The 25,131-nt window shown below is 68.1% G+C and carries 23 protein-coding genes; 6 read left to right on the forward strand and 17 right to left on the reverse strand.

Going from position 1 to position 25,131, the window contains the following annotated elements:
• Positions 1–29: 29 nt before the first annotated feature.
• Entirely contained in the window at positions 30–269 is a 240-nt protein-coding gene (locus tag WT24_RS34995; protein ID WP_179949390.1) for a hypothetical protein, read from the reverse strand.
• On the opposite strand from WT24_RS34995, the gene WT24_RS25155 reads away from it, so the two are divergent.
• Complete coding sequence (locus tag WT24_RS25155) at positions 151–1,242, forward strand: porin (RefSeq protein WP_059505056.1); 1,092 nt, start codon at positions 151–153, stop codon at positions 1,240–1,242. The genes WT24_RS34995 and WT24_RS25155 overlap by 119 nt on opposite strands.
• Before the next feature lie 136 nt (positions 1,243–1,378).
• Here WT24_RS25155 and WT24_RS25160 read toward each other — a convergent pair whose 3' ends face one another.
• Complete coding sequence (locus tag WT24_RS25160; RefSeq protein WP_060036180.1) at positions 1,379–2,341, reverse strand: zinc-binding alcohol dehydrogenase family protein; 963 nt, start codon at positions 2,339–2,341, stop codon at positions 1,379–1,381.
• Between the two features lie 31 nt (positions 2,342–2,372).
• Positions 2,373–2,624, reverse strand: a complete 252-nt coding sequence (locus WT24_RS25165; protein ID WP_034204951.1) for a hypothetical protein — start codon at positions 2,622–2,624, stop codon at positions 2,373–2,375.
• 95 nt (positions 2,625–2,719) lie between these two features.
• Here WT24_RS25165 and WT24_RS25170 point away from each other — a divergent pair, with 95 nt between their 5' ends.
• On the forward strand, positions 2,720–3,511 hold the full coding sequence (locus WT24_RS25170) for a helix-turn-helix domain-containing protein (RefSeq protein WP_059789410.1): 792 nt from the start codon (positions 2,720–2,722) through the stop codon (positions 3,509–3,511).
• Positions 3,512–3,585: 74 nt separating this feature from the next.
• Here WT24_RS25170 and hpaI read toward each other — a convergent pair whose 3' ends face one another.
• The 7 genes from hpaI to WT24_RS25205 form a co-directional block, all read right to left on the reverse strand.
• The gene (gene hpaI, locus WT24_RS25175; protein WP_060036181.1) at positions 3,586–4,392 is read right to left on the reverse strand and encodes a 4-hydroxy-2-oxoheptanedioate aldolase; all 807 of its coding nucleotides are present in this window, start codon (positions 4,390–4,392) and stop codon (positions 3,586–3,588) included.
• 12 nt (positions 4,393–4,404) lie between these two features.
• Positions 4,405–5,208: a 2-oxo-hept-4-ene-1,7-dioate hydratase gene (gene hpaH, locus WT24_RS25180; RefSeq protein WP_059500669.1), complete on the reverse strand. Its 804-nt coding sequence runs from the start codon at positions 5,206–5,208 to the stop codon at positions 4,405–4,407.
• A 20-nt stretch (positions 5,209–5,228) separates the two neighbouring features.
• Positions 5,229–5,621 carry a 5-carboxymethyl-2-hydroxymuconate Delta-isomerase gene (locus tag WT24_RS25185; protein WP_059500670.1) on the reverse strand — a complete coding sequence of 131 codons (393 nt, stop codon included), beginning with the start codon at positions 5,619–5,621 and terminating at the stop codon, positions 5,229–5,231.
• A gap of 44 nt (positions 5,622–5,665) precedes the next feature.
• Positions 5,666–6,514, reverse strand: coding sequence for a 3,4-dihydroxyphenylacetate 2,3-dioxygenase (gene hpaD, locus WT24_RS25190; protein ID WP_059500671.1), 849 nt, complete (start codon positions 6,512–6,514; stop codon positions 5,666–5,668).
• Positions 6,515–6,679: 165 nt separating this feature from the next.
• Positions 6,680–8,143, reverse strand: a complete 1,464-nt coding sequence (gene hpaE, locus WT24_RS25195) for a 5-carboxymethyl-2-hydroxymuconate semialdehyde dehydrogenase (protein ID WP_060036182.1) — start codon at positions 8,141–8,143, stop codon at positions 6,680–6,682.
• A 22-nt stretch (positions 8,144–8,165) separates the two neighbouring features.
• Positions 8,166–8,930: a fumarylacetoacetate hydrolase family protein gene (locus WT24_RS25200; protein WP_059500673.1), complete on the reverse strand. Its 765-nt coding sequence runs from the start codon at positions 8,928–8,930 to the stop codon at positions 8,166–8,168.
• Complete coding sequence (locus tag WT24_RS25205) at positions 8,927–9,616, reverse strand: fumarylacetoacetate hydrolase family protein (protein WP_059500674.1); 690 nt, start codon at positions 9,614–9,616, stop codon at positions 8,927–8,929. Before WT24_RS25205 ends, WT24_RS25200 begins: the two co-directional genes overlap by 4 nt.
• A 152-nt stretch (positions 9,617–9,768) precedes the next feature.
• Between WT24_RS25205 and hpaR the strand changes: the two genes are divergently transcribed.
• Entirely contained in the window at positions 9,769–10,209 is a 441-nt protein-coding gene (hpaR, locus tag WT24_RS25210) for a homoprotocatechuate degradation operon regulator HpaR (RefSeq protein ID WP_027782888.1), read from the forward strand.
• Positions 10,210–10,264: 55 nt separating this feature from the next.
• On the opposite strand, the gene WT24_RS25215 is transcribed toward hpaR, so the two are convergent.
• On the reverse strand, positions 10,265–11,476 hold the full coding sequence (locus WT24_RS25215) for an SDR family oxidoreductase (protein ID WP_059500675.1): 1,212 nt from the start codon (positions 11,474–11,476) through the stop codon (positions 10,265–10,267).
• Positions 11,477–12,125: 649 nt separating this feature from the next.
• Here WT24_RS25215 and WT24_RS25220 point away from each other — a divergent pair.
• Complete coding sequence (locus WT24_RS25220) at positions 12,126–12,473, forward strand: DUF3564 family protein (protein WP_059500676.1); 348 nt, start codon at positions 12,126–12,128, stop codon at positions 12,471–12,473.
• A gap of 423 nt (positions 12,474–12,896) precedes the next feature.
• Entirely contained in the window at positions 12,897–14,786 is a 1,890-nt protein-coding gene (locus tag WT24_RS25225) for a penicillin-binding protein 2 (RefSeq protein WP_060036183.1), read from the forward strand.
• A gap of 105 nt (positions 14,787–14,891) precedes the next feature.
• Here WT24_RS25225 and WT24_RS25230 read toward each other — a convergent pair whose 3' ends face one another.
• The 5 genes from WT24_RS25230 to WT24_RS25250 form a co-directional block, all read right to left on the reverse strand.
• Positions 14,892–16,607 carry a cation:proton antiporter gene (locus WT24_RS25230; RefSeq protein ID WP_060036184.1) on the reverse strand — a complete coding sequence of 572 codons (1,716 nt, stop codon included), beginning with the start codon at positions 16,605–16,607 and terminating at the stop codon, positions 14,892–14,894.
• Between the two features lie 199 nt (positions 16,608–16,806).
• On the reverse strand, positions 16,807–18,234 hold the full coding sequence (locus tag WT24_RS25235; RefSeq protein ID WP_059500679.1) for a cytochrome c: 1,428 nt from the start codon (positions 18,232–18,234) through the stop codon (positions 16,807–16,809).
• Positions 18,231–20,009: a GMC family oxidoreductase gene (locus tag WT24_RS25240; protein ID WP_059500680.1), complete on the reverse strand. Its 1,779-nt coding sequence runs from the start codon at positions 20,007–20,009 to the stop codon at positions 18,231–18,233. Before WT24_RS25240 ends, WT24_RS25235 begins: the two co-directional genes overlap by 4 nt.
• The gene (locus tag WT24_RS25245) at positions 20,009–20,749 is read right to left on the reverse strand and encodes a gluconate 2-dehydrogenase subunit 3 family protein (protein ID WP_059500866.1); all 741 of its coding nucleotides are present in this window, start codon (positions 20,747–20,749) and stop codon (positions 20,009–20,011) included. The genes WT24_RS25240 and WT24_RS25245 overlap by 1 nt, the downstream gene beginning before the upstream one ends.
• Before the next feature lie 727 nt (positions 20,750–21,476).
• Positions 21,477–21,893, reverse strand: coding sequence for a DUF3995 domain-containing protein (locus tag WT24_RS25250; protein WP_059500867.1), 417 nt, complete (start codon positions 21,891–21,893; stop codon positions 21,477–21,479).
• 297 nt (positions 21,894–22,190) lie between these two features.
• Here WT24_RS25250 and ald point away from each other — a divergent pair, with 297 nt between their 5' ends.
• Positions 22,191–23,306, forward strand: a complete 1,116-nt coding sequence (ald, locus tag WT24_RS25255; protein WP_060036185.1) for an alanine dehydrogenase — start codon at positions 22,191–22,193, stop codon at positions 23,304–23,306.
• Positions 23,307–23,351: 45 nt separating this feature from the next.
• Here the strand turns inward: ald and polX are convergent, their stop codons facing one another.
• On the reverse strand, positions 23,352–25,127 hold the full coding sequence (gene polX / locus WT24_RS25260) for a DNA polymerase/3'-5' exonuclease PolX (RefSeq protein WP_060036186.1): 1,776 nt from the start codon (positions 25,125–25,127) through the stop codon (positions 23,352–23,354).
• Positions 25,128–25,131: the final 4 nt, after the last annotated feature.

Below are 25,131 nucleotides of genomic sequence, written 5' to 3' on the forward strand. Positions count from 1 at the left end.
CGGCGGCCCGCGTGCCGCCGCGCATGCAGTCAGGCACGCATCCGTTGCGGCCTCGCATCGGCGAACCCGTCATGGCGTTCGCCGATGGCGCGCCGAATACCGGTTTTCCGTTTCACCCCACCCAGAACAAACCAAGGAGACACCGTCAAAATGAAGTCACGCGCAGAACGTTCGATTCGAACAGTAGTCCTCACCGGTTCGGCCGCGGCGGCCTGTATCGCCGCGCCGGCCGTGCACGCGCAGTCGTCGGTCACGATATACGGGATCATGGACGCCGGCATCGAATTCACCAACCACGCGGCGCCGGAAGGCGGCAATTCGGTCAAGCTCAAGTCGGGCAACAAGAACACATCGCGCTGGGGCTTGCGCGGCGTCGAGGATCTCGGCGGCGGGCTGAAGGCCGTGTTCCGCCTCGAAAGCGGGATCGATCTCGCGAACGGCGCGTTCGACGACGGCCCGGACTCGATCTTCGCGCGCCGCGCGACGGTCGGCCTGAAGAGCAAATGGGGCGAACTGACGCTCGGCCGCAACTACACCGTCACCTACGACTACATGCTGCCGTTCGACCCGATGGGCTACGCGCAGAACTACTCGTGGGCCTCGTCGTCGATGGCGACGGGCGGCCGCAAGGACGGCATGTTCACGCGCTCGTCGAACGCGGTGCGCTACGACGGCGAATTCAGCGGCTTCAAGTTCGGCGCGCTGTACGGCTTCGGCAACGTGCCGGGCAGCATGAAAACCAGCTCGAAATACGATTTCGCGGTCGGTTACGAGACCGGCCCGTTCGCGGCGGTCGTCACGTTCGACCGGCAGAACGGCGCGGCCGACAGCGTCACGCCGGTCGATACCGTCAACTACGTTCAGGGCATCCATGCGGGCCTGAGCTACGACTTCGGCAACCTGAAAACGATGGCCGGCTATCGAAATTATCGGCGCACGTATCACACGACGGCCGCAAACCAGTTGAGCGACATGTATTGGCTCGGTGGGTCGTACCAGTTCACGCCGACGTTCTCGCTGATCGCAGCCGTTTATCACCAGAACATCAAGGGCGGCAGCGACGCCGATCCGACGCTGGTGTCGATGCGCGCGAACTACGCGCTCTCGAAGCGGACGGTGCTGTACGCGGCCGGCGCGTTCGCGATCGCGAAACACGACCAGAAGGTCGGCGTGTCGCGCGATTTCGCGGGGTATGGAACCACGCAGGTCGGGGTCACGGCGGGGATTCAGCAGCGGTTCTGAGTCTGACTCTGCAGGCGCCGGCGGGCAGCAACCGCCCGCCGGCGTTCACACCATGCGCGGCGGCACAACGGCGAACGGCCCGATGCTGCCGCGCAACCCGACGCCCACGCCGGCCCGCCGCGTGACGATGCGCCGCTTACTCGCCCCGCATCGTGAACACCGGACGCACGAGGCTGCTCGTATCGCCCCAATGTTCGCCGACGTCCGACAGCGGCACCGTGCGCGTGTCGATCGCGAGGCCCGCCGGCCCGGCCGCTTCGAATACGCCGCGCACCGACGCCAGCAAGCGCGACAGCGACACGCTGCCGATCCCGCTACCCATCAGTTCGATCGCGGTCGCCCGCAGCACGGCGCCCGGCAGCAGCACGTCCGCGCCGCCGATCGAGCCGATCTGCACGAAACGCAGCCGGCGGCCATCGGGCGTCGCCTTCGCGCCGGCAACCAGCAGGGTCTGCGCGCTGGCCCCCCACAGATAATCGAGCACGACATCCACGCCCGCGCGGAAATGCGGCTCGAGCGCTCGCGCCAGATGCGCGTCGTCCTGCTGCAGCGACACCACGGCGTCCGCGCCGGCATTCAGCAACGCCTGCAACGCGGCCGCGTTGCGGCCGGTCGCGACGACCTTCGCCGCGCCGAGATGCTTCGCGATCCGCACCGCGAGCCGCCCCGACGTGCCCGTCGCGCCATTGACGAGCACCGTCTCGCCCGCGACGAGCCGCGCGCGTTCGGTCAGCGCCGCCCACGACGACATCCCCGGAATCGCGATCGCCGCGGCCGTGACGTCGTCGAGCGCGTCCGGCAGCGGCACGCACTGAGTATCGGGCACGATCGTGCGTTCAGCCATCGCGCCGAACGGCGCCGGGGCACCGAAGAAGTAGACGCGCCGACCGTCGTCGAGACGCCCGACGCCGTCGACACCGACGACGAACGGATAGCGGCGGTCCGACGAGTAATGCGTGCCGGCCGCGCGCCCCTGCGCGAGCCGGCTCAACGCCGACGCCGTCACGTCGATCAGACGGTGGCCCGGCATCGCGCCGGGAGCGTCGAATTCCGTATGAACGGGACGCTCGCCGGCACCCGTCACGACTGCTGCTTTCATGGTGGTTCCTTCAATTCTGGAAGATGGGTCTTTACCGGGCATCGAGCCATGCGCGCAGCGCGGGATCGCGTACTTCCAGCACGTCGAACAGGCCGAGCGCACGCAGCGCAGGCAACGCGTCGATCGCATCGGCCTCCGCACGCGCCCGCTCCGCCGGCGCGGCATTCGGATCGGTCAACACCCGTGCGTTGACCAGAAACGCACCAACGGTCCCCTTGCGAATCGTCGTTCCGCCGGCATCGACCCGGTCGGCATGGTCGGGAAGCATCTGTTCGGCTCGCATCGCGTCTTGCTCCGGTTGTCATCGATGGACGCAGTGTAGGCGTGCGAATCCGTCCAATCTCCGGTATAACGGCCATTCGATACCGATATCCGGCCATGTCCGATCCGCTCCTGCCCGCCCGCTTCGTCACGTCCGACGACGGCCCGTTCGTGGTCGCCGCCGTCCTGTCGCAACGCGACCCGCGCATCACCGCGCCGCATTCGCATGCGCGCGGCCAGCTCGTCGGCGCGCTGAGCGGCCTGGTAACGATCGGCCTCGACGACCAGGAGTGGGTCGTGCCGGCGATCCATGCGATCTGGATCCCGCCGCATTGCCGGCATTCGTTGCGCTCGTTCGGGCCCATTTCCGGCTGGTCGGCGTTCGTCGCCGAAGCCCGCTGCGCGGCGTTGCCGGCGACGCCGCGCGCGATCCGCACGACGCCGCTGCTGCGCGAAGCCGTGCAGCGCGCGGCAAGCTGGGGCGATGGCGAGCTGGATGCCGCACAGGCCCGGATCGCCGACGTGATCCTCGATGAAATCGCGGCATCGGAAGCCGAGGCGCTGGGCCTGGTCCGGCCGCGGGATCCGCGCCTCGTGAAGATCACCGATGCGCTGGCCGCGGATCTCGCGAACGACCGGCGGCTGGAGGAATGGGCCGAATGGGCCGGCATCGGCGCACGGACGATGAGCCGCCGCTTCGTCGCCGAGACGGGGTTGACGTTCGCGCAGTGGCGTCAGCAGGCGCGACTGCTGCGGGCGCTGGAGCGCATTGCCGACGGTGCGCCGGTGACGACGATCGCGCTCGATCTCGGGTACGACAACGTGAGCGCGTTCATCGACATGTTCCGACGCGCGCTGGGAACGACACCAGGACGGTATATGGAGGCGGGACGAAGCGCGAACGGATAGGCGCGGCCACGCGCGGGCACGAAGCCGCGTGGCGAAACGCCGCGGGCGGCACACGACCACCGCCTGCTGCCGCGTCAATACGTGCCGTCGCCCTGCTTCGCGGCGGCGTCGCTGCTCCTTTTGAACTGCGCGGCGAGCCGTTCCGCGCTCCGCGCCAGCAGCGTCGTATCGACGCCGACCGCGACGAACAGCGCCCCCGCGTCCAGATAGCGCCGCGCGGCCGCCTCATCCGCGCTCAGGATCCCCGGCGCCTTGCCGGCCGCCTTGATCGCGCGGATCGCACCGTCGATCGCGGCCTGCACGTCCGGGTGCCCGGGATGGCCGAGATGACCGAGATCGGCCGCCAGATCGGCCGGCCCGATGAATACGCCGTCCACGCCGTCGACCCGCGCGATCGCATCGATTGCATCGAGCCCCGCGCGCGTCTCGACCTGCACGAGCACAGCCATCTCGTCGTTCGCGCGATGCAGATACTCGCCGACGCGATTCCACCGCGATGCGCGCGCCAGCGCGCTGCCGACGCCGCGCATGCCGTGCGGCGGGTAACGCGTCCCGGCCACCGCCGCACGCGCTTCGTCCGCACTCTGCACCATCGGCACGAGCAGCGTCTGCGCGCCGAGATCGAGTACCTGCTTGACGATCACCGAATCGTTCCACGGCACGCGCACGACCGGATGCGACGGATACGGCGCGATCGCCTGCAGTTGCGCGAGGATCGTCGGCACCGTGTTCGGCGCATGCTCGCCGTCGATCAGCAGCCAGTCGAAACCGGCGCCCGCGACCACTTCGGCGCTGTATGGATTCGCGAGGCCGAGCCACAACCCGATCTGCGCATCGCCGCGCGCGAGCGCGGCCTTGAAGACATTCGACGAAATCTGCATCGTTCGCTCAACTCATTCGAAGTAGCACTGGATCGTCCCGAGCGGGCCGTAATCGACGCTGAACGTATCGCCCGAACGCGCCGCGCACGGCCGCGTGAACGACCCGCCCAGCACGATCTGCCCCGGCTCCAGCGCGACGTCGAAGCGCGACAGCCGGTTCGCGAGCCACGCGACGCCGTTCGCCGGATGGTTCAGCACGCCGGCCGCGACACCGGTTTCCTCGACCACGCCGTTGCGCGACATGATCGCCGCCACCCAGCGCAAATCGACGTCCTGCGGGCGCACCGGCCGGCCGCCGATCACGACGCCCGCGTTCGCCGCGTTGTCGGCGATCGTGTCGAATACCTTGCGCGGCCGCTTCGTATCGGGGTCGATCGACTGGCTGCGCGCGTCGATGATCTCGAGCGCCGGCACGACGTAATCGACCGCGTCGTACACGTCGAAGATCGTGCAGTTCGGGCCGGTGAGCCGCTTGCCGAGCACGAATGCGAGCTCGACCTCGACGCGCGGCACGATGAAGCGGCTAGTCGGAATCGTGCCGCCGTCTTCGAAAAACATGTCGTCGAGCAGCGCGCCGTAGTCGGGTTCGTCGATCTGCGACGTGTTCTGCATCGCCTTCGACGTGAGGCCGATCTTGTGCCCCTTCAGCGTGCGGCCTTCCGCGAGCTTGAGGGCCACCCACGCGCGCTGGATCGCATACGCGTCGTCGATCGTGATGTCGGGATGGTCGAGCGAGATCTGGCGGATCTGCGTGCGCGCGCGTTCGGCGTCGTGCAGACGGTGCGCGAGCTGGTCGATGATGGCGGGTTCGAGCATGGTCGGATCGGGAATGGAGTTCAGCCGGCCCGCTTGTAGCGGGCGTGAATGTTGTTGTGCTTGTACGAGCCGCTTTCGCTGAACTCGGTCAGTTCCATCGACAGCGCAAGGTAGCGTGTCGCGTACAACTCGGCGAAATGCACCTTGATCGCGTCGAACAGCGCGTCGCACGCGGCCTTTTTCTGCGCGTCGGTGCGGCCCGCGCCGATCTTCAGCGTCACGTGGACGAACGCGTCGTCCTCCGTGCCGTCGGCGACGCAGTAGTCGCGCAGCTCGATCGCGCGCGAACGGATGCCGCCGGTCGGGAACACGCCGCCCTGTGCGATCAGCGTCGCGTTGATCGTGCGCAGCAGCACGGGAATGCGTGCGTCGTCGCGGATGTTCGCGGTGTATTCGACGACGATGTGTGGCATGGCAGGTCTCCGGTCGGATTCGAATGCGTGGCGGGCGGTAACGCTCAGGGCAGCGGGAAGATCGCGTTGATCTGCCCGGTGCCCGAGCTCGCGAAATAGTCGGTGACGATCTCGACGGGCCGATCGTAACGATCCCAGCCGAGCAGCCCGAGCAGCATCGCCGTGTCGTGCATGCCGCCTTCGCCGTGGCAATGCACGTTGTACTCCGGCAGCATCGCGCAGAAGGTCTTGAAATCGCCCTGTTTCCACAACTCGACCACGCGCAGGTCGACCTGCCTGAAGAATTCGCGGCTGATCTCGTGGATCGATTCCTCGGGGCTGCCGTTGTCGTTGAAGCGGTGAGACAGCGAGCCGCTCGCGAGGAACGCGACGTTCGAATCGCTCTTCTCGATCGCTTCGAGCAGCGCCTCGCCGAAGCGCCGGCTTTCGTCGAGCGTGTGCCACATGCACCACCCGGCAATCGACACGACCTTGAAGTGCTGGTCGCCGTTCATGTAGCGCATCGGCACGAGCGTGCCGTATTCGAGCTCGAGGCTGTCGATCTCGTGCGCACGGGTCGCGACGCCGCGCGCGGTGGCCGTTTCCGCGATCAGCCGGCCGAGCGCCGGGTTGCCCGGATACGCGTACTGCATGTCGCGGATGAAGTGCGGCAGCTCGTTGCTCGTATAGGTGCCGGCGAACCGCGCATTGCAGTTCACGTGATAGCCCGCGTTGACGAGCCAGTGCACGTCCGACACGACGATCGTGTCGACGCCGAGCGCGCGGCAGCGCTCGCCGATCAGTTGATGGCCGCGGATAGCCGCCTCACGGCAGCCGTGATGCCGGCCGGGCAGTTCCGACAGGTACATCGACGGCACGTGCGTGATCTTCGCAGCGAGGGACAATTTGCCCATCGTTCAAGTCTCCCTGTCGACCGGAGTTAGCGCTTTAGCGGTTACTCCGGTCCCATGCTTCGCGGTCGGCCAGAGTCAGCGCTTTAGCGCTTACGCTGGCCCCATGCTTGGCCGGCGTGCCGGCCAAGGAATCGTTCGTTCTTGCGGCGACACGACCCGCTCCCGTTACACGCCCCAGCGAGGAATGTGATGCGAACCCATCGAGATGCACACGTTCTTGATCTCCGCGAACACCTCGAAGCTGTACTCGCCGCCCTCGCGCCCGGTGCCCGACTCCTTCACGCCGCCGAACGGCTGGCGCAGGTCGCGCACGTTCTGGCTGTTCACGAACACCATCCCGGCCTCGATGCCCCGGGCGAGCCGATGTACCTTGCCGACGTCCTGCGTCCAGATGTACGACGCGAGGCCGTACGTCGTGTCGTTCGCGAGCCGCAGCCCATCTTCCTCGTCGTCGAACGGGATGATGCACGCGACCGGCCCGAAGATCTCTTCCTGCGCGATGCGCATCCGGTTGTCGACGTCGGCGAATACGGTCGGCCGCACGAAGTTGCCGTTGCGCAGATGGTCGGGCAACCCGGCCGGCTTGTCCGCGCCGCCCGCGACCACGCGCGCGCCTTCCTGCTCGCCGATGCGGATGTAGCCCGTCACCTTCTCCCAGTGCTGGCGCGTGATCATCGCGCCGAGATTCGTGCCCGGATCGGACGGATCGCCGACCACCAGGTTGTTCGCGCGGCGCGCGAATTCCTGCACGAAGCGGTCGTAGATCGTGCGCTGCACGAAGATCCGCGAGCCCGCGGTACAGCGTTCGCCGTTGATCGAGAAGATCGTGAACAGCGACGCGTCGAGCGCGCGGTCGAAATCGGCGTCGTCGAAAATCAGCACCGGCGACTTGCCGCCGAGTTCCATCGAATACTTCTTCAGGCCCGCGCGCTCCATGATCCGCTTGCCCGTGACCGTGCCGCCCGTGAACGACACCGCGCGCACGTCCGGATGCCGCACGAGCGCATCGCCGGCCGTCGCGCCGTAACCCTGCACGACGTTCAGCACGCCGGGCGGGATGCCGGCTTCGAGCGCGAGCCGGCCGAGCTGATCGGCCGTGAGCGGCGACAGCTCCGACATCTTCAGCACGGCCGTGTTGCCGAGCGCGAGACACGGCGCCGTCTTCCACGTGGCCGTCATGAACGGCACGTTCCACGGCGACACCAGTGCACACACGCCGACCGGCTGGTACAGCGTGTAGTTCAGCATCTGATCGTCGACCGGATAGGTCCGGCCGTTCATCTGCACGCACACTTCCGCGAAGAAGTTGAAGTTCTCGGACGCGCGCGGAATCAACTGCCTGCTCGTCTGCGCGATCGGCAGGCCGGTGTCCTGCGTCTCCAGCGCCGCGAGCATCGGCACGTTCCGTTCGATCAGCTCGCCGAGCTTGCGCATCAGCTTCGCGCGCTCCTTTGCCGGCGTGTTCGCCCATTTCGGGAACGCTTCCTTCGCCGCGCGCACGGCCGCGTCGACCTCTGCCTCGCCGCCCGACGCGACGTCGGTGATGACGTCGCCCGTCGCCGGGTTCAGCGTCGTGAAGGTTTCGCGGCTCTCCACTTCGCGGCCGTCGATCCAGTGCTTGATGGTCATGTGCTCTCCTTGGGCGACGGGCTCAGCCGGCGCGATAGTAGTCTGCTTCGCCGACGATCGTGTTCACGAGCCGGCCGATCCCTTCGATTTCGGTCACGACCTCGTCGCCCGGCTGCGTGTCCGCCAGCCCCTCGGGCGTGCCGGTCAGGATCAGGTCGCCCGGCGCGAGCGTCATGAAGCTGCTGATGTGCTCGATCAGCGCCGGCACGTCGAAGACCATGTCGCGCGTGCTGCCGCGCTGCGTCTGCCGGCCGTTCACCGTCGTGCGCAGCGTCAGGTCGCCCGCGTCGCCGATCTCGTCGCGGCTGACGAACCACGGCCCGAGCGGCGTGCAGGTGTCGCGGTTCTTCACGCGCAGGTTCGGACGGTAGTAGTTCTCGAGATAGTCGCGGATCGCGTAGTCGTTCGCGACCGTATAGCCGGCCACGTAGTCGATGGCCTGCGCGCGGCTCACGCGGCGCGCTGGCCGGCCGATCACGACGGCCAGCTCGCACTCGTAGTGCATGTGCGTGGCGTCCGCCGGGCGCACCGTGCGCGACCGGTGGCCGACGAACGTGTTCGGCCCCTTCAGGAAGATCAGCGGTTCGCTCGGCGCATTGAAGGCGAGTTCCTTCGCATGGTCGGCGTAGTTCAGGCCGAGCGCGAACGTCGTACGCGGCGCGACGGGCGGCAGCCATGCCACCGCATCCTCCGCCAGCACGCGCCCCGTATCGAGGCGGATCGCGCCGTCGCCGGCCGGTTCGGCTGCATGCAGTGCGCCGTTGTAGATCACGCGCGCCGTCTTCATCGTGCTTCCTCCGCAATCAACGTATGCCGCAACGCGCCGATACCGGCCGCGGCGATCTCGATCGTGCTGCCCGCGCGGGCGCGCGGTGCGCCGCCCGCGACGCCGAGCAGCAGCACGTCGCCCGCGTCGAACGACATGAAGGCCGTCACGTCGGCGATCAGCTCGCGCACCGGGCGAATCAGCGTCGCGGTCGATGCGGACGCGGCCACCTCGCCATCGATCCGCACCGTCAGGCCGATCGCGTCGACGTCGGCGAGCGCGGCAGCCGGCACGATCGCCGGGCCGAGCGGGCAAAAGCCGTCACGGCACTTGAAACGCACGGCCGGACGGTAGTAGTCGGGATGCGGCACCGACACGTCGCTCGCGAGCGTGAAGCCGTGCACGTAGTCGAGCGCCTGCGCGGCCGCCACGCGCGTCGCGCGCCGGGCGAACACGACGGCCACCGACGCACCGATCTCGAGCGCGTCGACGCCGGCCGGCACGACGACGGCAGCACCGTCGGCCACATGCGTGTTGGCGGATTTGATGTACAGGATCGGCGCCTGCGGCGGGCGGCCGTAAGGCGGTGCGTTCACCGCATCGCCGAGCGCGGCGAGCGCCGCGCGCTCGTTGAGCAGCGCGCCGTAGACGGTACCGATGGCGACCGGCAACGGCGGCGCCGCGGCGGTCGTGCAAGACAGCTCCATGCGTCATTCCCCTGCCGCGCGTCGCGGCGCATCGTCAATAGTTAATATCTTAAGTAAACAATTGGGCGCTGGCAACCTCGATTACCCTGATACACGAAATTCATCAGCTTCGGCTGTTAAGATTGATGCGTCCCCGTCCTCTGCTCACCCTGATGAACCGTACGCTCGACCATCGCAACCTGGCCATGCTGCTGCTCGAGGCCCGCGAAACGCTGATGGGCCTGTTTCGCCCCATTCTCAAGGAATTCTCGCTGACCGAACAGCAATGGCGGATCATCCGCGTGCTCGACGGCGAACCGGCGCAGGCGCTCGAAGCCGGGCAGATCGCGAAACGCTGCTGCATCCTGAGCCCGAGCCTGACCGGCGTGCTGGAACGGATGGAGCGCGACGGCCTGATTACGCGCATGCGCGCGCAGGAGGATCAGCGCCGGCTGCTGGTCAGCCTGACGCCGCAAAGCAGGAAACTGGTGACGGAAATCGGTCCGCGCATCGACGAGCAATATCGTCAGCTCGAATCGCGATTCGGCCAGGACGGCCTCGAGGACATCTACCGCGCGCTCGACCGGCTCATCGAGCTCGGCAGCCACGCGTAAAGGCGGCGCCCGCGCCCGCCACGTGCGGGAACGGGCGCCGGTACGACGCGGGCGGTCAGTGGATCGCGCCGCGCATCAGCTCGGTCACGGCCACGCCGCGCGACGTGCGCATGCACTCTTCGACGTAATCGATGAACGGCAACGGCTCGAAATCGATTTCGTCGCGCACGCGGCGATTGTCGAACACGCGATCGACTGTCGCGAATTCCCCGCAGCGCTGCAACGCCCGGCCGATCACGCGCTCGAGTGCCGGATCGCGGCGCCCGAGCACGTCGCGCACGACGAGCGGCAGTTCGGCCGGCGCGCATGCCGCGTAGCGCGGCGCCCCGGTCATCCCCGCCGCCTCGTCCATCGCGCGCACGATCTGCGCGACCTGCGGCGCCTCGTCGCCGGCCGACACGTGATAGACGTCGTGCGCGAGCGTCGGCTTGACGGCCAGCAGCATCGTCGCGCGCGCGACGTCGTCCACCGACACGATGTCGATGCGCGTCATCGGCCGCGCGGTGAAGCGGCGCGCCGCATGCGCGAGCCGGAACATCCAGAACGAATTCGGCGCGGGCCGCGTACCGAGCACCGTGTGGCCGACCACGTGCGACGGCCGCACGACGACGAGCGGCAGCCCGAGCGCACGCAGGCGCTGTTCCGTCTGCGCCTTCGCGTGCAGGTAGCCGGCCGCGAGCACCGCGCCCGGCAGGCCTTCGCCGCCCGGCGCGGCATCGTTCCCCGCGTCGCGTTCCGCCTCCTCCTGGACGATCCCGCCACGGCCGGCATGCGCGTAGGCCGTGCCGACGTAGACGAAGCGCTGCAGGCGCGGCGCGCGCGCAAAGCGTTCGGCGAAGCGCACCGCATCGGCGATGTCGGCCTGCAGGTGCGCGCCGTCGGCCGGCGACGCATGGCCCGCGCAGTGAATCACGTGTGTCGCGCCGGCCAGGCGCGGCGCATCGGCGCCGTGCCAGACGTCGGCGAGCGCGCCGACGATCACGTTCGCATCGGTCAGGCGCGACGCCCAGTACGGCGCGAGCCCCGCGCGGAGCGCCGCTTCACGCAGCCGCGCGACCGCGTGGCCGCGATCCTGCGCGCGCACGACGCAGACGATGCGTTCGAGCAGCCCTGCATTGACGAGCGCCGTCAGCACGGTACTGCCGATGAAGCCGGTCGCGCCGGTCAGCACCAGCCGTCCGACGTTCGCCGCCGCGACCGGTGCGCTGGCCGGCGACACGAGGCTCGTCCGCCAGTTCAGCGACAACGCGGTTTTCCAGATCAGCACGATAGTCTCCTTCGAAGAGTCGGCCAGGCGGCGCGGCACCCGCGGTTGCGGGCGGCGCACGGCTCACTGGCCGGGCCGGGGCTGACGCGCGCCCCGGCGGCTCCCGATCGGGCATGCGGCCAGCGATCGCGTCGATCGCGCTCTGGCACGAGGCGGCGGCAGCCGGCGCGGACGGGCGTCCGTCGCACAGGATCGGGAAGCTTCCAGTGTGGGGCCGGACCGCATGCAAGTCTGTCCCGAAAGTTTCGTGAAAGTGTGCCGATTTGTACGCGATTGTCGGAGTGTGTCGTGCCGGCCGCCGCGTCGACGCGCCGAGAGGTTCGGTCCGGCTGCATTCGACCGGCTCCGCAGCGCGTCGATCGCACCGGTTTCGACGGCGGCCGGTGCGCGACCGATCGACGCGGCCGGCGGCCCTGTCATCCCATGTCTGGGTCACCGCGCGTGCCCGCCCGGACATCGTCGTTGCCGGTATCGCCCGTGTGTGCTGGCGCATCGGGAAGACCATGCATCGTCAGACGTCGTTTCATCTGAAACCGAAATAGACTCGATACGGATTTATTGCGGATTATCACTTGCGTTTCACACCAGTCTATCTAGACTGTTCAAGTCCAAACGGTCGAATGTGTCATTTTTTTCAGGAGACGATGCAATGCGCCTCACCATTCGGATTAATGGCAGCGAATCGGCAACCCGGCATTCGTTCGCGGTATTGTGGGTCGATACCGACGAAGGGCTGTGGTCGCGCGAGGCACACCAGGGCATCGACCTTCCAACCTGGGGCAAGGTCCGCGACGTGGAGGGCGCGATGGCGCTCTGCGCGGCCGACGGCGGCAATGCCGTCTGCCAGTTGAAGGGGCTGTCGTTCGATGCGACGCAGCGCGAACAGGGCCCCGCGGTGCTCGCCGGCGAGCACCCCGACGGCGCGTGGCGCCTGCAGGCTGTCGATACCTGCACGACCCAGCCGGAATACCGGGAATTTATTTCCGTTGCCCGATAGATATCGACAAGTACTATTGACGTCAATCGTCTGCGGTTTTCGGGTTTATTCCGGTAGAAGTAATATTCATTTCGATATTCAGCATGAATGGCGCCTCGACTGGAGGCGCTTTTCATTTTCGGGATTAAAGAAATAACCGAGGCGCGGGCAATTGATCGTACGCCGGGACGATCGCCATCGAGCCTCGCCGGAGACCGCCCGGGTCGGCATGCGATGAGTCGTCCGTATTTAATCCTCCGCACCCGGTGCGAAATCCCGCACTCGGCCGCGCCTTTCCTGCTCTTCCCCCTTTTCCAGGCTGCCTTCCATTCGTCTTTTTGCGGGGCCGGAACATACTTTCCCCACACGATGTTTACTCATTTATTACAATCGCATTATTCAGACTGACCAGCCGCCGTCCGGCGGCCCGACCCCGGCCATTGCATGAGCGTGAAAAAGAAGACCCACCCTGCCGATCCGTACGCGACGGCGACCAAGAATCCAATGCTCGCTTCGCGCCTGCCGATGTGGCGCTCACGGTTGATCGTGGTGGTCGTGTTCCTCGCGTTCGCGGCGCTGATCGCGCGCGCTTTCTGGGTGCAGGTCGCCAACCAGGATTTCTACGTCGGCCAGGGCCAGAAGCGCTATCAGCGCACGATCGAGCTCGACGCGATGCGCGGGCGCATCGTCGACCGCAACGGCGCGATGCTCGCGGTCAGCCTGGCGACCTATGAAATCTGGGCGAACCCGAAACAGGTCGCCGACACCGATTACCCGCAGATCGCGAAGCTGCTCGACATGCCGCTCGTCGAGGTGAAGCGGCGTCTCGGCAACGACAAGACGTTCGTGCTGCTCAAGCGGCAGGTCGACGCGGACACCGCCAGCCGGCTCGACAAGCTCGCGATCGACGGCATCACGCAGATCGCCGATTCGAAGCGCTTCTACCCGGAAGGCGAATCGGCCGCGCACGTGGTCGGCTTCACGAACGTCGAGGACAAGGGCCAGGAAGGGGTCGAGCTCGCGGCGAACGCACGCCTGCAGGGCACGTCGGGCCAGCGCGAGGTGATCCGCGACCGGCTCGGCCGCATCGTGTCGGACACGCGCCCGCTCGTCCCCGCACAGCACGGCGCGACGATCGAGCTGACGATCGACCGCCGCATCCAGCAGCTCGCATTCAGCCAGCTCAAGGCCGCCGTGATCGAGAACAACGCGCTGGCCGGCAGCGTCGTCGTGCTCGACGCGAAGAACGGCGAAATCCTCGCACTCGCGAACTATCCGACCTTCGACCCGAACGACCGCGCCCGCCTCACCGGCCAGCAATTGCGCAACCGCGCGGTGATCGATACGTTCGAACCGGGCTCGACGATCAAGCCGCTCGTCGTCGCGCTGTCGATCGACGAGCGCAAGGTCACGCCGAACACGATCATCAACACGTCGCCGGGCACCTACAAGATCGGCCCGGCGGTAATCCACGACACGTCGAACCATGGGTCGCTGACGGTATCGCAGGCGCTGCAGAAGTCGAGCAACGTCGCGCTCGCGAAACTCGCACTGAACCTGCCCGCCGAAACGATCTGGAACAAATACCAGGAGTACGGGATCGGCCGCGCACCGGAACTGACGTTCCCGGGCGTCGCAGCGGGCCGGCTGCGCGGCTACAAGCGCTGGCGGCCGATCGAGCAGGCGACGATGGCGTACGGCTACGGGCTGTCGATGTCGCTGCTGCAGATCGCGCAGACCTACACGGCCTATGCGGGCGACGGCACGCTGCACCCGGTGTCGCTGCTGAAGAACGGCACCGACCAGCAGACGATCGACGCGCATCGCGGCCACCGCGTGACGTCGCCGCAAACGGCAGCCGCGATCCGCTCGATGCTCGAGATGGCGGTGGGTGAAGGCGGCACGGGGCGCCGCGCGCGCGTGGACGGCTACCGGATCGGCGGCAAGACGGGTACCGCGCGCAAGCAGGTCGGCGCGACCTATGCGAAGGGCAAGTACCGCGCGCTGTTCGCCGGGATGGCGCCGATGAGCGACCCGCGCCTGATCGTCGCGGTGATGATCGACGAGCCGCGCGGCAAGGGCTACTACGGCGGCACGGTGGCCGGCCCGGTGTTCGCGTCGGTCACGAGCGGCTCGCTGCAGTTGCTCGGCGTGCCGCCCGATGCACCGGTCGAACCGGAGAAGAATGCGCCGGCGAAGGCCGCCGCGCCGCAGAAGACGGCCGCGGCGCCGAAAGCGGCGGCGACGACCGTCGCGCAGAAACCGTCGGCATCGCTCAAGACGACCGCGCAATCCGGGCTCCCCGCGCCCGCGAAGGCGGCTACCGCCGGCTGACGGCGCCACGGGCGATGCCGTGTCCGCATCGCCCCGTCCCACCCCGCTCTCCAGGAACGCACCGCCGAGACCGGCGCACGCAGGGCCGATCGCGGCCGCGCGCCGTCAATGCGCGGCCGCGGCCGGCTTCGCCATCCGCCCGAGCACGTGCTCGGTCATCCCCCGCGCGAGCTCGGTCTCGCCCATGAACACGGTGCCGACGCCCTCGCTCGACAGCAGCGCGGCCTCGTCGCCGCTGTTCGTGCACAGCACGACCTCGAGCGTCGGATTCAGCGTGCGCGAGATCTCGACGATCTGCCGCACGTCGAACACGTCGGGCAGCGTCACGACCAGCATCCCGGCGCGGGCGATATGCGCCTGCACGAGCACGATCGGCTCGATCGCGTCGCCCGACACGGCCGCGATGCCGTCCGCGCGCAGCTTCTCGACGAGTTCGCGATTCTGCTCGACGACGACATACGCGATGCCGCGCTCGTCCAGCGCATGCGCGATCCGCGTGCCGACCTTGCCATAGCCGACGATCACGACCTGCCCGGTCAGATGCGTCTGCGGCGTCGACATCGGCAGCGCGGCGAGCGGATCGTCTCGCGCCTCGAGCTTGCGCGCGAACGCCGAATGCTTGCGGATCCATGCGAGCGCCGGATCGATCAGCGCGAACAGCAGCGTGTTCATCGCGATCGAGATCAGCGCGACCGCGAGAATCAGGCTCTGTCCTTCGGCCGACAACAGCCCGAGCGCACGGCCGAGGCCTGCGAGAATGAACGAGAATTCGCCGATCTGCGCGAGGCCGGCGCCCACGGTCAGTGCCGTGTTCAGCGGATAGCGGAATGCGATCACGAGCGCGACGGCCGCGAGCGTCTTGCCGATCAGCACGATGGCCGCGACCTCGATCACGTGCAGCGGCTCGTCGAGCAGCACCTTCGGGTCGAACAGCATGCCGACCGAGATGAAGAACAGCACCGAGAACGCGTCGCGCAGCGGCAGCGTCTCGTCGGCCGCGCGCCGGCTGAATTCCGACTCGCGCATCATCATCCCGGCGAAGAACGCGCCGAGCGCGAACGACACGTCGAACAGCTTCGCCGCGCCGAACGCGATGCCGACCGCCGCGGCAATCATGCACAGTGTGAACAGCTCGCGCGAGCCGGTGCGCGCGACGAGCCAAAGAATGCGCGGGAACACGCGCTTGCCGACCACCAGCATCAGCGCGATGAACGCCGCGACCTTCAGCATCGTGACGCCGAGCGTGCCCCATACGCTGCCGCCGGCCGCATGCGCGTCGCCGGGCGGCGTGCCGCCGAGCAGCCCCGCCACTGGCGGCAGCAGCACCAGCACGAGCACCATCACGAGATCCTCGACGACCAGCCAGCCCACCGCGATACGCCCGTTGACCGTCTCGACGAGCCCCCGCCCTTCGAGTGCGCGCAATAGCACGACGGTACTCGCGACCGACAGTGCGAGCCCGAACACGAGCGCCGCACCGAGGCTCCAGCCCCACATGAGCGCGAGCCCGCCGCCGAGCAGCGTCGCGACGGTAATCTGCACGATGGCGCCCGGCAGCGCGATCTTGCGCACCGCGAGGAGATCGCCGAGCGAAAAATGCAGACCGACGCCGAACATCAGCAGCATCACGCCGACCTCGGCGAGCTGCTGCGCGAGCGACAGGTCGCCGACGAAACCGGGCGTGCCGGGGCCGATCACGATCCCCGCGAGCAGATAGCCGACGAGCGGCGGCATTTTCAGTAGCGACGCGAGATAACCGAAGATCATCGCGAGACCGAAACCGGCCGCGAGCAATGCAATCAGGCTGACGTCATGAGGCATCCCCCCTCCCAAGCTCTTGTAACGATTTAGTAAGGTTCAAGAGTGAAAGGATACGGGATGAGGCGGAAAAATGGCGCGCCGCCGCGAAAATTTCAACGCGGCGGCGCATATTGGCGGGGTGCAACCCCTGCGCAGGGGAAACGCGTCGCAAGCCCGGCCGCACGTCGCGCGGGCCGGGCAGCCGGCGGGCTGGCGCCCGTCAGCGCGACGCTTGCGGGAACCGCGCGCCCGGCGGCGGCTCGGGCCGCGTCGACGGCACGCTCTTGCGCACCTTCGCGACCTGCGCGGCGGTCACCGGCGCGCCCGTGTTGCCCCAGCTCGTGCGCACGAAGTTCGACACGTCCGCGACTTCCTGGTCCGACAGGCGCCAGCCGAACGGCGGCATCGTGAAGGTTGACGGCGCGGTGCGCGTGCCCTGCAGCGCGCTGCCTTCCAGTACGACGTGGATCAGCGAGGTCGGATCGTCGCCCTGCACGACCGGGTTGCCGGCGAGCGCCGGGAACACGCGCGTATAGCCGTGGCCGTCGCTGCGATGGCAGGCCATGCAGTTGTCGCGATAGACGGCCGCGCCCGGCTTGCTCGCGTCGCCGGTCTGCAGCGCCTTCGCCGCGGCCGCGTCGTACACGTGCGGCTGCTCGCCTTGCACGCGCGGCGGCAACGTCTTCAGGTAGCGCGCGATCGCGTTCAGGTCGTCGTCGGTCATGTGCTGCATGCTGTGGCCGACCACGTCCGTCATCCCGCCGAATGCGGCCGTACGCAGCGTGCGGCCGGTCTTCAGGAACTGCACGATCTCGGCCTCGTTCCACGTGCCGAGGCCCGTGCGCGGCTCGCCGCGCAGGCTCGTCGGCACCCAGCCGTCGATCGCCGCGCCGCCGGCCAGGAAGTCGAGGCCGTCCGCGTCGGTCAGCCCGCGCTCCTGCATCGTCGGCGCGCGCGGCGTATGACACGCGCCGCAGTGGCCGAGCCCCTGCACCAGATACGCGCCGCGCGCGACCACCGGGTCGGTGTACGGCGCCGCGTCGAACGGCTTCGGCGACGGCGCGAACATCTTGCGCCAGATGCCGAGCGGCCAGCGCATCGACAGCGGCCACACGATGTCGACCGCGCGGTTCTCGTGCTCGACGGGCGCGACGCCGTGCATGAAGTACGCGTACAGCGCCTTCATGTCGTCGTCGGTCAACCGCGAATACGACGGGAACGGCATCGCCGGATACATCGTGTCGCCGTTCTTGCGCACGCCTTCGCGCACCGCGCGGGTGAAGTCCTCGTAGGTCCAGCCGCCGAGGCCCGTCTTCGGGTCCGGCGTGATGTTCGTCGAGTAGATGCCGCCGATCGGCGTGTCGAACTTCAGCCCGCCCGCGAACGGCTTGCCGCCGCTCGCGGTGTGGCATGCGATGCAGTCGCCGGCGCGGGCAAGGTATTCGCCGCGCTTGACGAGGGCCGCGTCGGCGGACAGCGCCGCCGGTGCGGCCGCCGGGCCCGAAGCCGCGGCCGGCGCGGACGCCGGCTGCGCGAACGCGGCGCCGCCTGGCAGACCGAATGCCGCCCATGCCGCGCCGATCGCCAGCGCGCGCCGCAGCGGAGCAATGCGGCGCGCGGCGTTGTGGTGGTTCATCGTCCTCTTCATGCGGTCACCAGCGGGGCGGGATTTTTCAGGTACTGCTCGCGGATCGCGCGTGCCGACCAGTAGGCCAGCGCCGCGATGATCCCGGTCGGGTTGTAGCCGATGCCCTGCGGCAGCGCGGACGCGCCCATCACGAACACGTTGTGCACGTCCCAGCACTGCAGATAGCGGTTCAGCACGCTCGTCTTCGGGTCGGTGCCCATGATCGCGCCGCCGACGAGGTGGGTCGTCTGGTACTGGCGCGAGTCGAAGTGCTTGCCGAACTCGCGCGTCGACACGCCGATCGCCTTCGGCCCCATCGCCTCCGCGATCTTCTTCATCTGCCCGGTCACGTACCGCGCCATCCTGATGTCGTTGTCCTTCCAGTCGAACGTCATCCGCAACAGCGGCTGCCCGTACGAATCGCGATAGGTCGGATCGAGGTCGAGATAGACGTCGCGGTACGACATGTTGGTGCCGTGCGCGTCCATCGAGATCGTGTGCGCGTAGTTGTCCTTCACCGCCTTCTTCCACGCCGAGCCCCACTGCGGCGTGCCGGGCGGCGTCGCGATGCCGCTGATCGGCTTCACGCCGGCCTGGTTCACCCACAGCGGCGAGCCGCCGACGAAGCCGAGCGGGCCGTGGTCGAAGTTGTCCGCGTTGAAATCGTCCACCGCGACGCCGTTGCCGCCCGCGCCGATGAACGGATTCGTGTAGGTATCCTTGTCGAAGAACGCCTTGATAGTCGACAGGTTCTGGTACGCGAAATTGCGGCCCACGACGCCTTCGCCAGACACCGGGTCGTACGGCTTGCCGATGCCCGACAGCAGCAGCAGGTGCACGTTGTGATACTGGAACGCGGCCACGATCACGAGGTCGGCCGGCTGGTGCACTTCACGCCCGGCCGGATCGACGTAGGTCACGCCGGTCGCGCGCTTCTTCGTGTCGTCGAGGTCGACGCGCAGCACGTGGCACTTCGAGCGCAGCTCGAAGTTCGGTGCCTGCTTCAGCGCCGGCAGGATGTTCAGGTTCGGCGACGCCTTCGAGTACATGTAGCACGCGTAGCCGCTGCAGTAGCCGCAGAAGTTGCACGGGCCCATCTGCACGCCGTACGGGTTCGTGTACGGCCCCGACGTGTTCGCCGACGGCAGCCGGTACGGATGCAGGCCGAGCGAGTGCGCCGCATCGAAGAAGCGCTGCGCCGAATACGTATTGAGCTGCGCGGGCAGCGGGAAATTGTCGCTGCGGTTCGCCTCGAACACGTTGCCGTCGCCGACCACCTTGCCGCCGACCTTGTACGCCTGCCCCGACGTGCCGAACACCTTCTCGGCGAAATCGAAATGCGGCTCGAGCTCGTCGTACGTGACGCCCGTATCCTGGATCGTCATCCCTTCGGGGATGAATTTCTTGCCGTAGCGCTCTTCATAGTGGCTGCGCAGACGCAGCTCTTCGGGCGTGATCCGGAAGTGCACGCCCGACCAGTGCAGCCCCGCGCCGCCCACGCCTTCGCCCGGCAGGAACGCGGCGAGCTGGCGGTACGGCAGCGCGGTGTCCTGCAGGCCATGGCGGATCGACACGGTCGTCTTCGACAAGTCGAGGAACAGCTTCTTGCGGATGTTGTAGGTCAGCTCGTCGATCGTGTTCGGGTACGCGCCGTCCGGATAGGTGTCGCGGTATTCGCCACGCTCGAGCGCGACGACGTTCAGGCCCGCTTCGGTCAGTTCCTTCGCGAGAATCGCGCCGGTCCAGCCGAAGCCGACGATCACCGCATCGACGTGCGGCTTCTTATCTGCGGCCATCAGCTGCGCTCCCCGTTGATCGAGACGGGGCCGTACGGATAGGGCTTGCCGCTCTGGTTGACGAAATCCATGAAGTCCGCGCGCGCGCCCGGGAAACCGATCATCTTCCACGCGGCCATGTCGCGATTGCCGCCATGCACCGGATCGCAGAAGTAGCCTTCACGCGTGTTCTGCAGCAACTGGCCGAGGAACACGCCGGGCGGGACGTCGTCGATCTGTGCGCTGCCCTTCTCCAGCGCGCCGAGCACCGTGTCGCGCGTCGGCGCGTCGAGATCCGCGAACGCCTTGCCGTGCGCCTTTTCGCAATAGCGGTTGACGGCCGCGATGCCGAGCCGGTAGATGTCGCGCGGCACCAGCTTCAACTGGTAGCCGAGCTCGGGCACGCCCTGCTGGAACGGCCCCTGCATGTACCACGTCGCGCCGTGCGCATACGGCGTCTCCATCTGGCGATCGATGAATTCGGGCACGCCCGCTTCGAGTGCGCCGGGGCCTTCGGCGTCGGCAGGAATCAGCCGGTCGACGGCGGCCTGGACGAACGCCCATTCCTTCGCATCGAAAAAGGTCGGCTTGTACGGCGCGCGTTCGGCGCTGGCCGACGCAGTGGACGCGTTGCCGGCCGTCGTCGCGGACGACGAGGACGAGCGCAGGTCGCAGCCGGCGACCGACGCGATCGGCACGAGCGCGACCGAGGTGCGCAGGAAACGGCGACGCGAATTGGGTTTGTCAGGTGGCGTGGACATGGTCGGATGTTGATCGTTGGGGATCGGGTTCGGACGCGCGCATGCCGCATGCCGCGTGCCCGGCAGGCAGCCGTGCCGCGGGCGGCCGGTCGCCATGTTCTTTCGGTGTTGCGCACTACCTCGATGCAGACGTCCGGCAACGCAGTCCGCAGCGGTGCCGTCAACGCAGCCGCACGTCGCCCCGGCGCCGGCGGCGCTGCGCGGCTCGACCTCTTCGCGGGCCCTATCGTCGGACAAATACCGGCATCGGCCGGCATCTACCCGCCATCGCCCACGACCCTTGTTCAACTTAGACGTCGCGTCCGCGGACAGCAAGCGCAACGTGCACGACCCTCTTTTCCGGCCGGGCGACGAGTGCGGCGAATTATATATGGAACCGGTTCCATTACTAGAGGGTTCGATGCAATTCAGTGCATCGAAATTAGCAACAATGGGAAGACTGCAAGACTGAATGTGCAAGGATGGCGAGATGGCGACGCCTTCGCCGGTCGGGCAAACGAGCGGAGCGCGGGAGATGTGCCGGACGTGAGAGGCGTGAGAGGCGTGAGGGCCGCGGGGGCTGCGAGGGCCGCGTGTCGCTTTCCGGGGACGCCCGCTCGGATGGCGATGTCGAGTTGGACCGCGCTCCGGTAGTTCCCCCCTCCTATGCATACCCACGATGCCGGGCCGGCCGAATACCTGACGCCGACCGACACGCACGCGTGCCGAATCGCGCGCGGCTTTCCCCTCACCACGGCCAGAACATCGACGCGATCGACAACGCCAGCGCCGCGCACAGCGGCGAGTAATACAGCGTGTCCATCCGCGCGAAACGCGACCCGCGAATCCGTTTGAAGAAGCCGACGTAACGGAAATCGCCGACGGCCCGCACCGCGAAGATCAATGCGAGCGCAACGACCGCGAACGCGATCGTGCCGGGATACGCGTTGCGCCCGAGCCATCCGGCACGCGCGGCGACCACGCCTGCGCCGCCCAGCAATGCCGCCGCGACGGCGAGCGTGCCGACGGCAGTCGGCCGCAACAGCGGTACGCCGTCGTGCTCGGGAATGGCCGCGCGCTTGCCCAGCCGCCCGCCGAACGCCCAGTAGACGTGCACGAACGCGATGGCGCAAAGCATCGGCACGCTGAAATACGCACCGGTCATGTCGATCAAGGTCCTCGTCTCGTCGTCTCGTCGTTTTGCCGAAAGCACTCCGGCCCACGGCCCCGCCCGCATGACGATACCGAAACCCGGCCACGCGCGCATTGCGACGTCGGGTCGCAACGGCCGCAACCGATAGCCGCGCATGTTGCGTCGCAGTGCGCATGCGTCGTCGCGCTGGCCGGCCGCTTGACTTCCCTCCGTGCACAACTACCCTGTTATTCCAGTACTGCGGTCGGCACGCCGCTACGCGAGCGGCTGCCCGCACGACGACGATAACGAAGGCCATGGAGGCGACTCATGCTGATCGGCGTGCCGAAAGAGATCAAGAACCACGAGTACCGCGTCGGCCTCACGCCGGCCGGCGCGCGCGAACTCGTGCGGCACGGCCATCGCGTGCTCGTGCAACGCGGCGCGGGCACGGCGATCGGCCTGCTCGACGACGACTACACGGCAGCGGGCGCATCGCTCAGCGACCGCGCCGACGAAATCTTCGCGCGCGCCGACATGATCATCAAGGTCAAGGAGCCTCAGCCGGCCGAATGCGCGATGCTGCGGCGCGGCCAGATCCTCTATACGTACCTGCATCTCGCGCCCGATCCCGATCAGGCCGCCGCGCTCGTGAAATCCGGCGCGGTCTGCATCGCGTACGAAACCGTGACGGGCCCGGGCGGCGGCCTGCCGTTGCTCGCCCCGATGAGCGAAGTGGCCGGCCGCATGTCGATCCAGGTCGCGGCGACCCACCTCGAAAGCCCGCGCGGCGGCCGCGGCCTGCTGATGGCCGGCGTGCCCGGCGTGCCGGCCGCGCACGTCGTCGTGCTCGGCGCGGGCGTCGTGGGCACCGGCGCGCTGCAGATGGCGGTGGGCCTGGGCGCACGCGTCACCGTGCTCGACAACAACGTGAACCGATTGCGCCAGCTCGATCTCGTGTTCGCGAACCGGATCGCGACCGTCTGCTCGAATGCGCAAACGGTCGACGAAGCCGTGCGCGATGCCGACGTCGTGATCGGCGCCGTGCTGGTGCCGGGCGCATCGGCGCCGCGGCTCGTCACGCGCGACATGATCGCGACGATGCGCAAGGGAGCGGTCGTCGTCGACGTCGCGATCGACCAGGGCGGATGCTTCGAGACCTCGCATGCGACCACGCACGCGGCGCCGACCTTCGTCGTCGACGGCGTGGTCCACTACTGCGTCGCGAACATGCCCGGCGCGGTCGCGCGCACGTCGACCTTTGCGCTGAACAATGCAACGCTCGGCCATGCGCTCGCGCTCGCCGACAAGGGCTGGAAACAGGCGATGCTCGACGATCCGCATCTGCGTGCGGGCCTGAACGTGTGCGACGGGCACATCACGTACGAAGCGGTCGCACTGGCGCTCGGCCTGCCCTACGTGCCGGCGACCGGCGTGCTCGCTTGACCATGCCGGCATGCGTTGCACGCAACGCGGCCGGCCGCGTTGCGTTCACGCGCCCTTCGATCGGCTCCGCTTCGCGCCGCCGCCCGCGCTGCCCGCACCGCTCATCGTGCGCGCCAGCAGCGGCCGCAGTTGCGCGAGCGTGCGCGTGTTCAGCACGTCCTGCCGCGTCAGCCAGCCGCGCCGCGCCTGATCGATACCGAACGCGAGGTTGTCGAGTTCGTCCGCGCTGCATGCATCCGAACCGATCGCCACCAGTACACCGGCCTTCGCGGCCTCGCGGCACCAGACGTCCGGCAGATCGAATCGCCGCGGCTGCGCATCGAGTTCGACGAAGCAGCCGCGCGCGGCGGCCCCCGCGAGCACGCGCGGCACATCGAGTGCGCAGGCGTCGCGTTCGCCGAGCACGCGGCCGGTGGGATGCGCGAGAATCGTGAAATGCGGATGGTCCATCGCGCGCAGCATGCGATCGGTCTGCGCGCCGCGCGGCAGGTCGAAACCGTCGCGTACCGCACCCACCACGAGATCGAGCCGGCCGAGCATCGCGTCGGGTACGTCGAGGCTGCCGTCCTCGCGAATGCCGGCTTCCACGCCCTTGAGCAACACGAAATCGTCGAACGTCGCGTTGACGCGATCGATCTCGTCGATCTGGCGCGCAAGCCAGTCGAAGCCGTCCCGAGCGCCATCGGGCGGGGCACGGTCGGTGACGGCCAGGTACGCGAGCCCGCGTGCACGCGCGGCGTCGGCCATCGCGCGCAGGCCGTCGCGGCCGGCCGATGCATCGGTATGCGCGTGCAGGTCGCCATGGAGATGCTTGCGCTCGACCAGCGCCGGCAGCGTGCCGGCACGCGACGCATCGACCTCGCCGCGATCCTCGCGCAACTCGGGCGGCACCTCGCGCAGCCCGATCGCCGCATAAACCGATGCCTCCGTCGCGCCGGCAATCCGCTCGTCGCCGCGAAACACGCCGTATTCGTTGATCTTCAGGCCGCCGGCCTGCGCGATCCTGCGCAGCGCGATGTTGTGCGCCTTCGATCCCGTGAAGTAGACGAGCGCCGCGCCGAACGCATCGGCATCGACGACGCGCAGGTCGACCTGCAACCCGCTGGCAAGCGTCACGCTCGACCGGGTCTTGCCGTGCGCGAGCACGCGCGCCACGTCGGCGTGGCCGACGAACGCTTCGGCGACCGCGACCGGCTCGCGTGCGGTGACGAGGATGTCGAGATCGCCGACCGTCTCGCGGCGGCGGCGGAAGCTGCCGGCCGGCACGGCCTTGCCGACGCCGGCCACCGCACGCAGGCGTTCGAGCAACGGCATCAGCGCATGCGCGGCGTCGGGCAGCAGAAAGCGTTGCGGCTCGCGCTGCAGGCGATCGTCGATCGCTTCGAGCAGATGCGCTTCGGTTTTCGCGCCGAAGCCCGGCAGCTCGCGCACATGCCCGCTCTTCGCTTCGGCGCGCAACTGTTCGAGCGAATCGACGTGCAGCGCGTCATGCAGCGCCTTCACGCGTTTCGCGCCGAGCCCGGGCACATCGAGCAGCTCGACGATCGCGCCCGGTAACGCATGACGCAAGGTCTGCTGCAGTTCGCAGGTGCCGGTCGCGGCGATCTCGCGCAGCTTCGCCGCGAGATCGGCCCCGATCGACGGAATCTTCGCGAGATCGTCGCCGTTCGCGATCATCGTCGGGATATCGCGGCCGTAGTCGGCGACCGTGCGCGCGGCGTTGCGGTACGCACGCACGCGAAACGGGTTGGCGCCCTGGATCTCGAGCATGTCGGCGATCTCGGCGAACACGGCCGCGCACTCGGCATTGTGGATCGGCATGATC

The organism is Burkholderia sp. MSMB1078WGS, from assembly GCF_001528895.1.
GTDB lineage: Bacteria > Pseudomonadota > Gammaproteobacteria > Burkholderiales > Burkholderiaceae > Burkholderia.

Bases quoted from the DNA above. Each gene is read 5' to 3' on its own strand.
- hpaI (WP_060036181.1), bottom strand. From the start codon at position 4,392: ATGCAGATTTCGTCGAATGTCTTCAAGGCCGCGCTCGCGCGCGGCGAT.
- WT24_RS25225 (WP_060036183.1), top strand. From the start codon at position 12,897: ATGAGCGTGAAAAAGAAGACCCACCCTGCCGATCCGTACGCGACGGCG.
- WT24_RS25235 (WP_059500679.1), bottom strand. From the start codon at position 18,234: ATGAAGAGGACGATGAACCACCACAACGCCGCGCGCCGCATTGCTCCG.
- polX (WP_060036186.1), bottom strand. From the start codon at position 25,127: ATGCCGATCCACAATGCCGAGTGCGCGGCCGTGTTCGCCGAGATCGCC.
- WT24_RS25250 (WP_059500867.1), bottom strand. From the start codon at position 21,893: ATGACCGGTGCGTATTTCAGCGTGCCGATGCTTTGCGCCATCGCGTTC.
- hpaE (WP_060036182.1), bottom strand. From the start codon at position 8,143: ATGACCATCAAGCACTGGATCGACGGCCGCGAAGTGGAGAGCCGCGAA.
- WT24_RS34995 (WP_179949390.1), bottom strand. From the start codon at position 269: ATGATCCCGTATATCGTGACCGACGACTGCGCGTGCACGGCCGGCGCG.
- WT24_RS25230 (WP_060036184.1), bottom strand. From the start codon at position 16,607: ATGCCTCATGACGTCAGCCTGATTGCATTGCTCGCGGCCGGTTTCGGT.
- ald (WP_060036185.1), top strand. From the start codon at position 22,191: ATGCTGATCGGCGTGCCGAAAGAGATCAAGAACCACGAGTACCGCGTC.
- WT24_RS25220 (WP_059500676.1), top strand. From the start codon at position 12,126: ATGCGCCTCACCATTCGGATTAATGGCAGCGAATCGGCAACCCGGCAT.
- WT24_RS25165 (WP_034204951.1), bottom strand. From the start codon at position 2,624: ATGCGAGCCGAACAGATGCTTCCCGACCATGCCGACCGGGTCGATGCC.
- WT24_RS25160 (WP_060036180.1), bottom strand. From the start codon at position 2,341: ATGAAAGCAGCAGTCGTGACGGGTGCCGGCGAGCGTCCCGTTCATACG.
- WT24_RS25245 (WP_059500866.1), bottom strand. From the start codon at position 20,749: ATGTCCACGCCACCTGACAAACCCAATTCGCGTCGCCGTTTCCTGCGC.
- hpaR (WP_027782888.1), top strand. From the start codon at position 9,769: ATGAACCGTACGCTCGACCATCGCAACCTGGCCATGCTGCTGCTCGAG.
- hpaH (WP_059500669.1), bottom strand. From the start codon at position 5,208: ATGCTCGAACCCGCCATCATCGACCAGCTCGCGCACCGTCTGCACGAC.
- WT24_RS25155 (WP_059505056.1), top strand. From the start codon at position 151: ATGAAGTCACGCGCAGAACGTTCGATTCGAACAGTAGTCCTCACCGGT.
- WT24_RS25185 (WP_059500670.1), bottom strand. From the start codon at position 5,621: ATGCCACACATCGTCGTCGAATACACCGCGAACATCCGCGACGACGCA.
- WT24_RS25240 (WP_059500680.1), bottom strand. From the start codon at position 20,009: ATGGCCGCAGATAAGAAGCCGCACGTCGATGCGGTGATCGTCGGCTTC.
- WT24_RS25200 (WP_059500673.1), bottom strand. From the start codon at position 8,930: ATGAAGACGGCGCGCGTGATCTACAACGGCGCACTGCATGCAGCCGAA.
- hpaD (WP_059500671.1), bottom strand. From the start codon at position 6,514: ATGGGCAAATTGTCCCTCGCTGCGAAGATCACGCACGTGCCGTCGATG.
- WT24_RS25170 (WP_059789410.1), top strand. From the start codon at position 2,720: ATGTCCGATCCGCTCCTGCCCGCCCGCTTCGTCACGTCCGACGACGGC.
- WT24_RS25205 (WP_059500674.1), bottom strand. From the start codon at position 9,616: ATGGAGCTGTCTTGCACGACCGCCGCGGCGCCGCCGTTGCCGGTCGCC.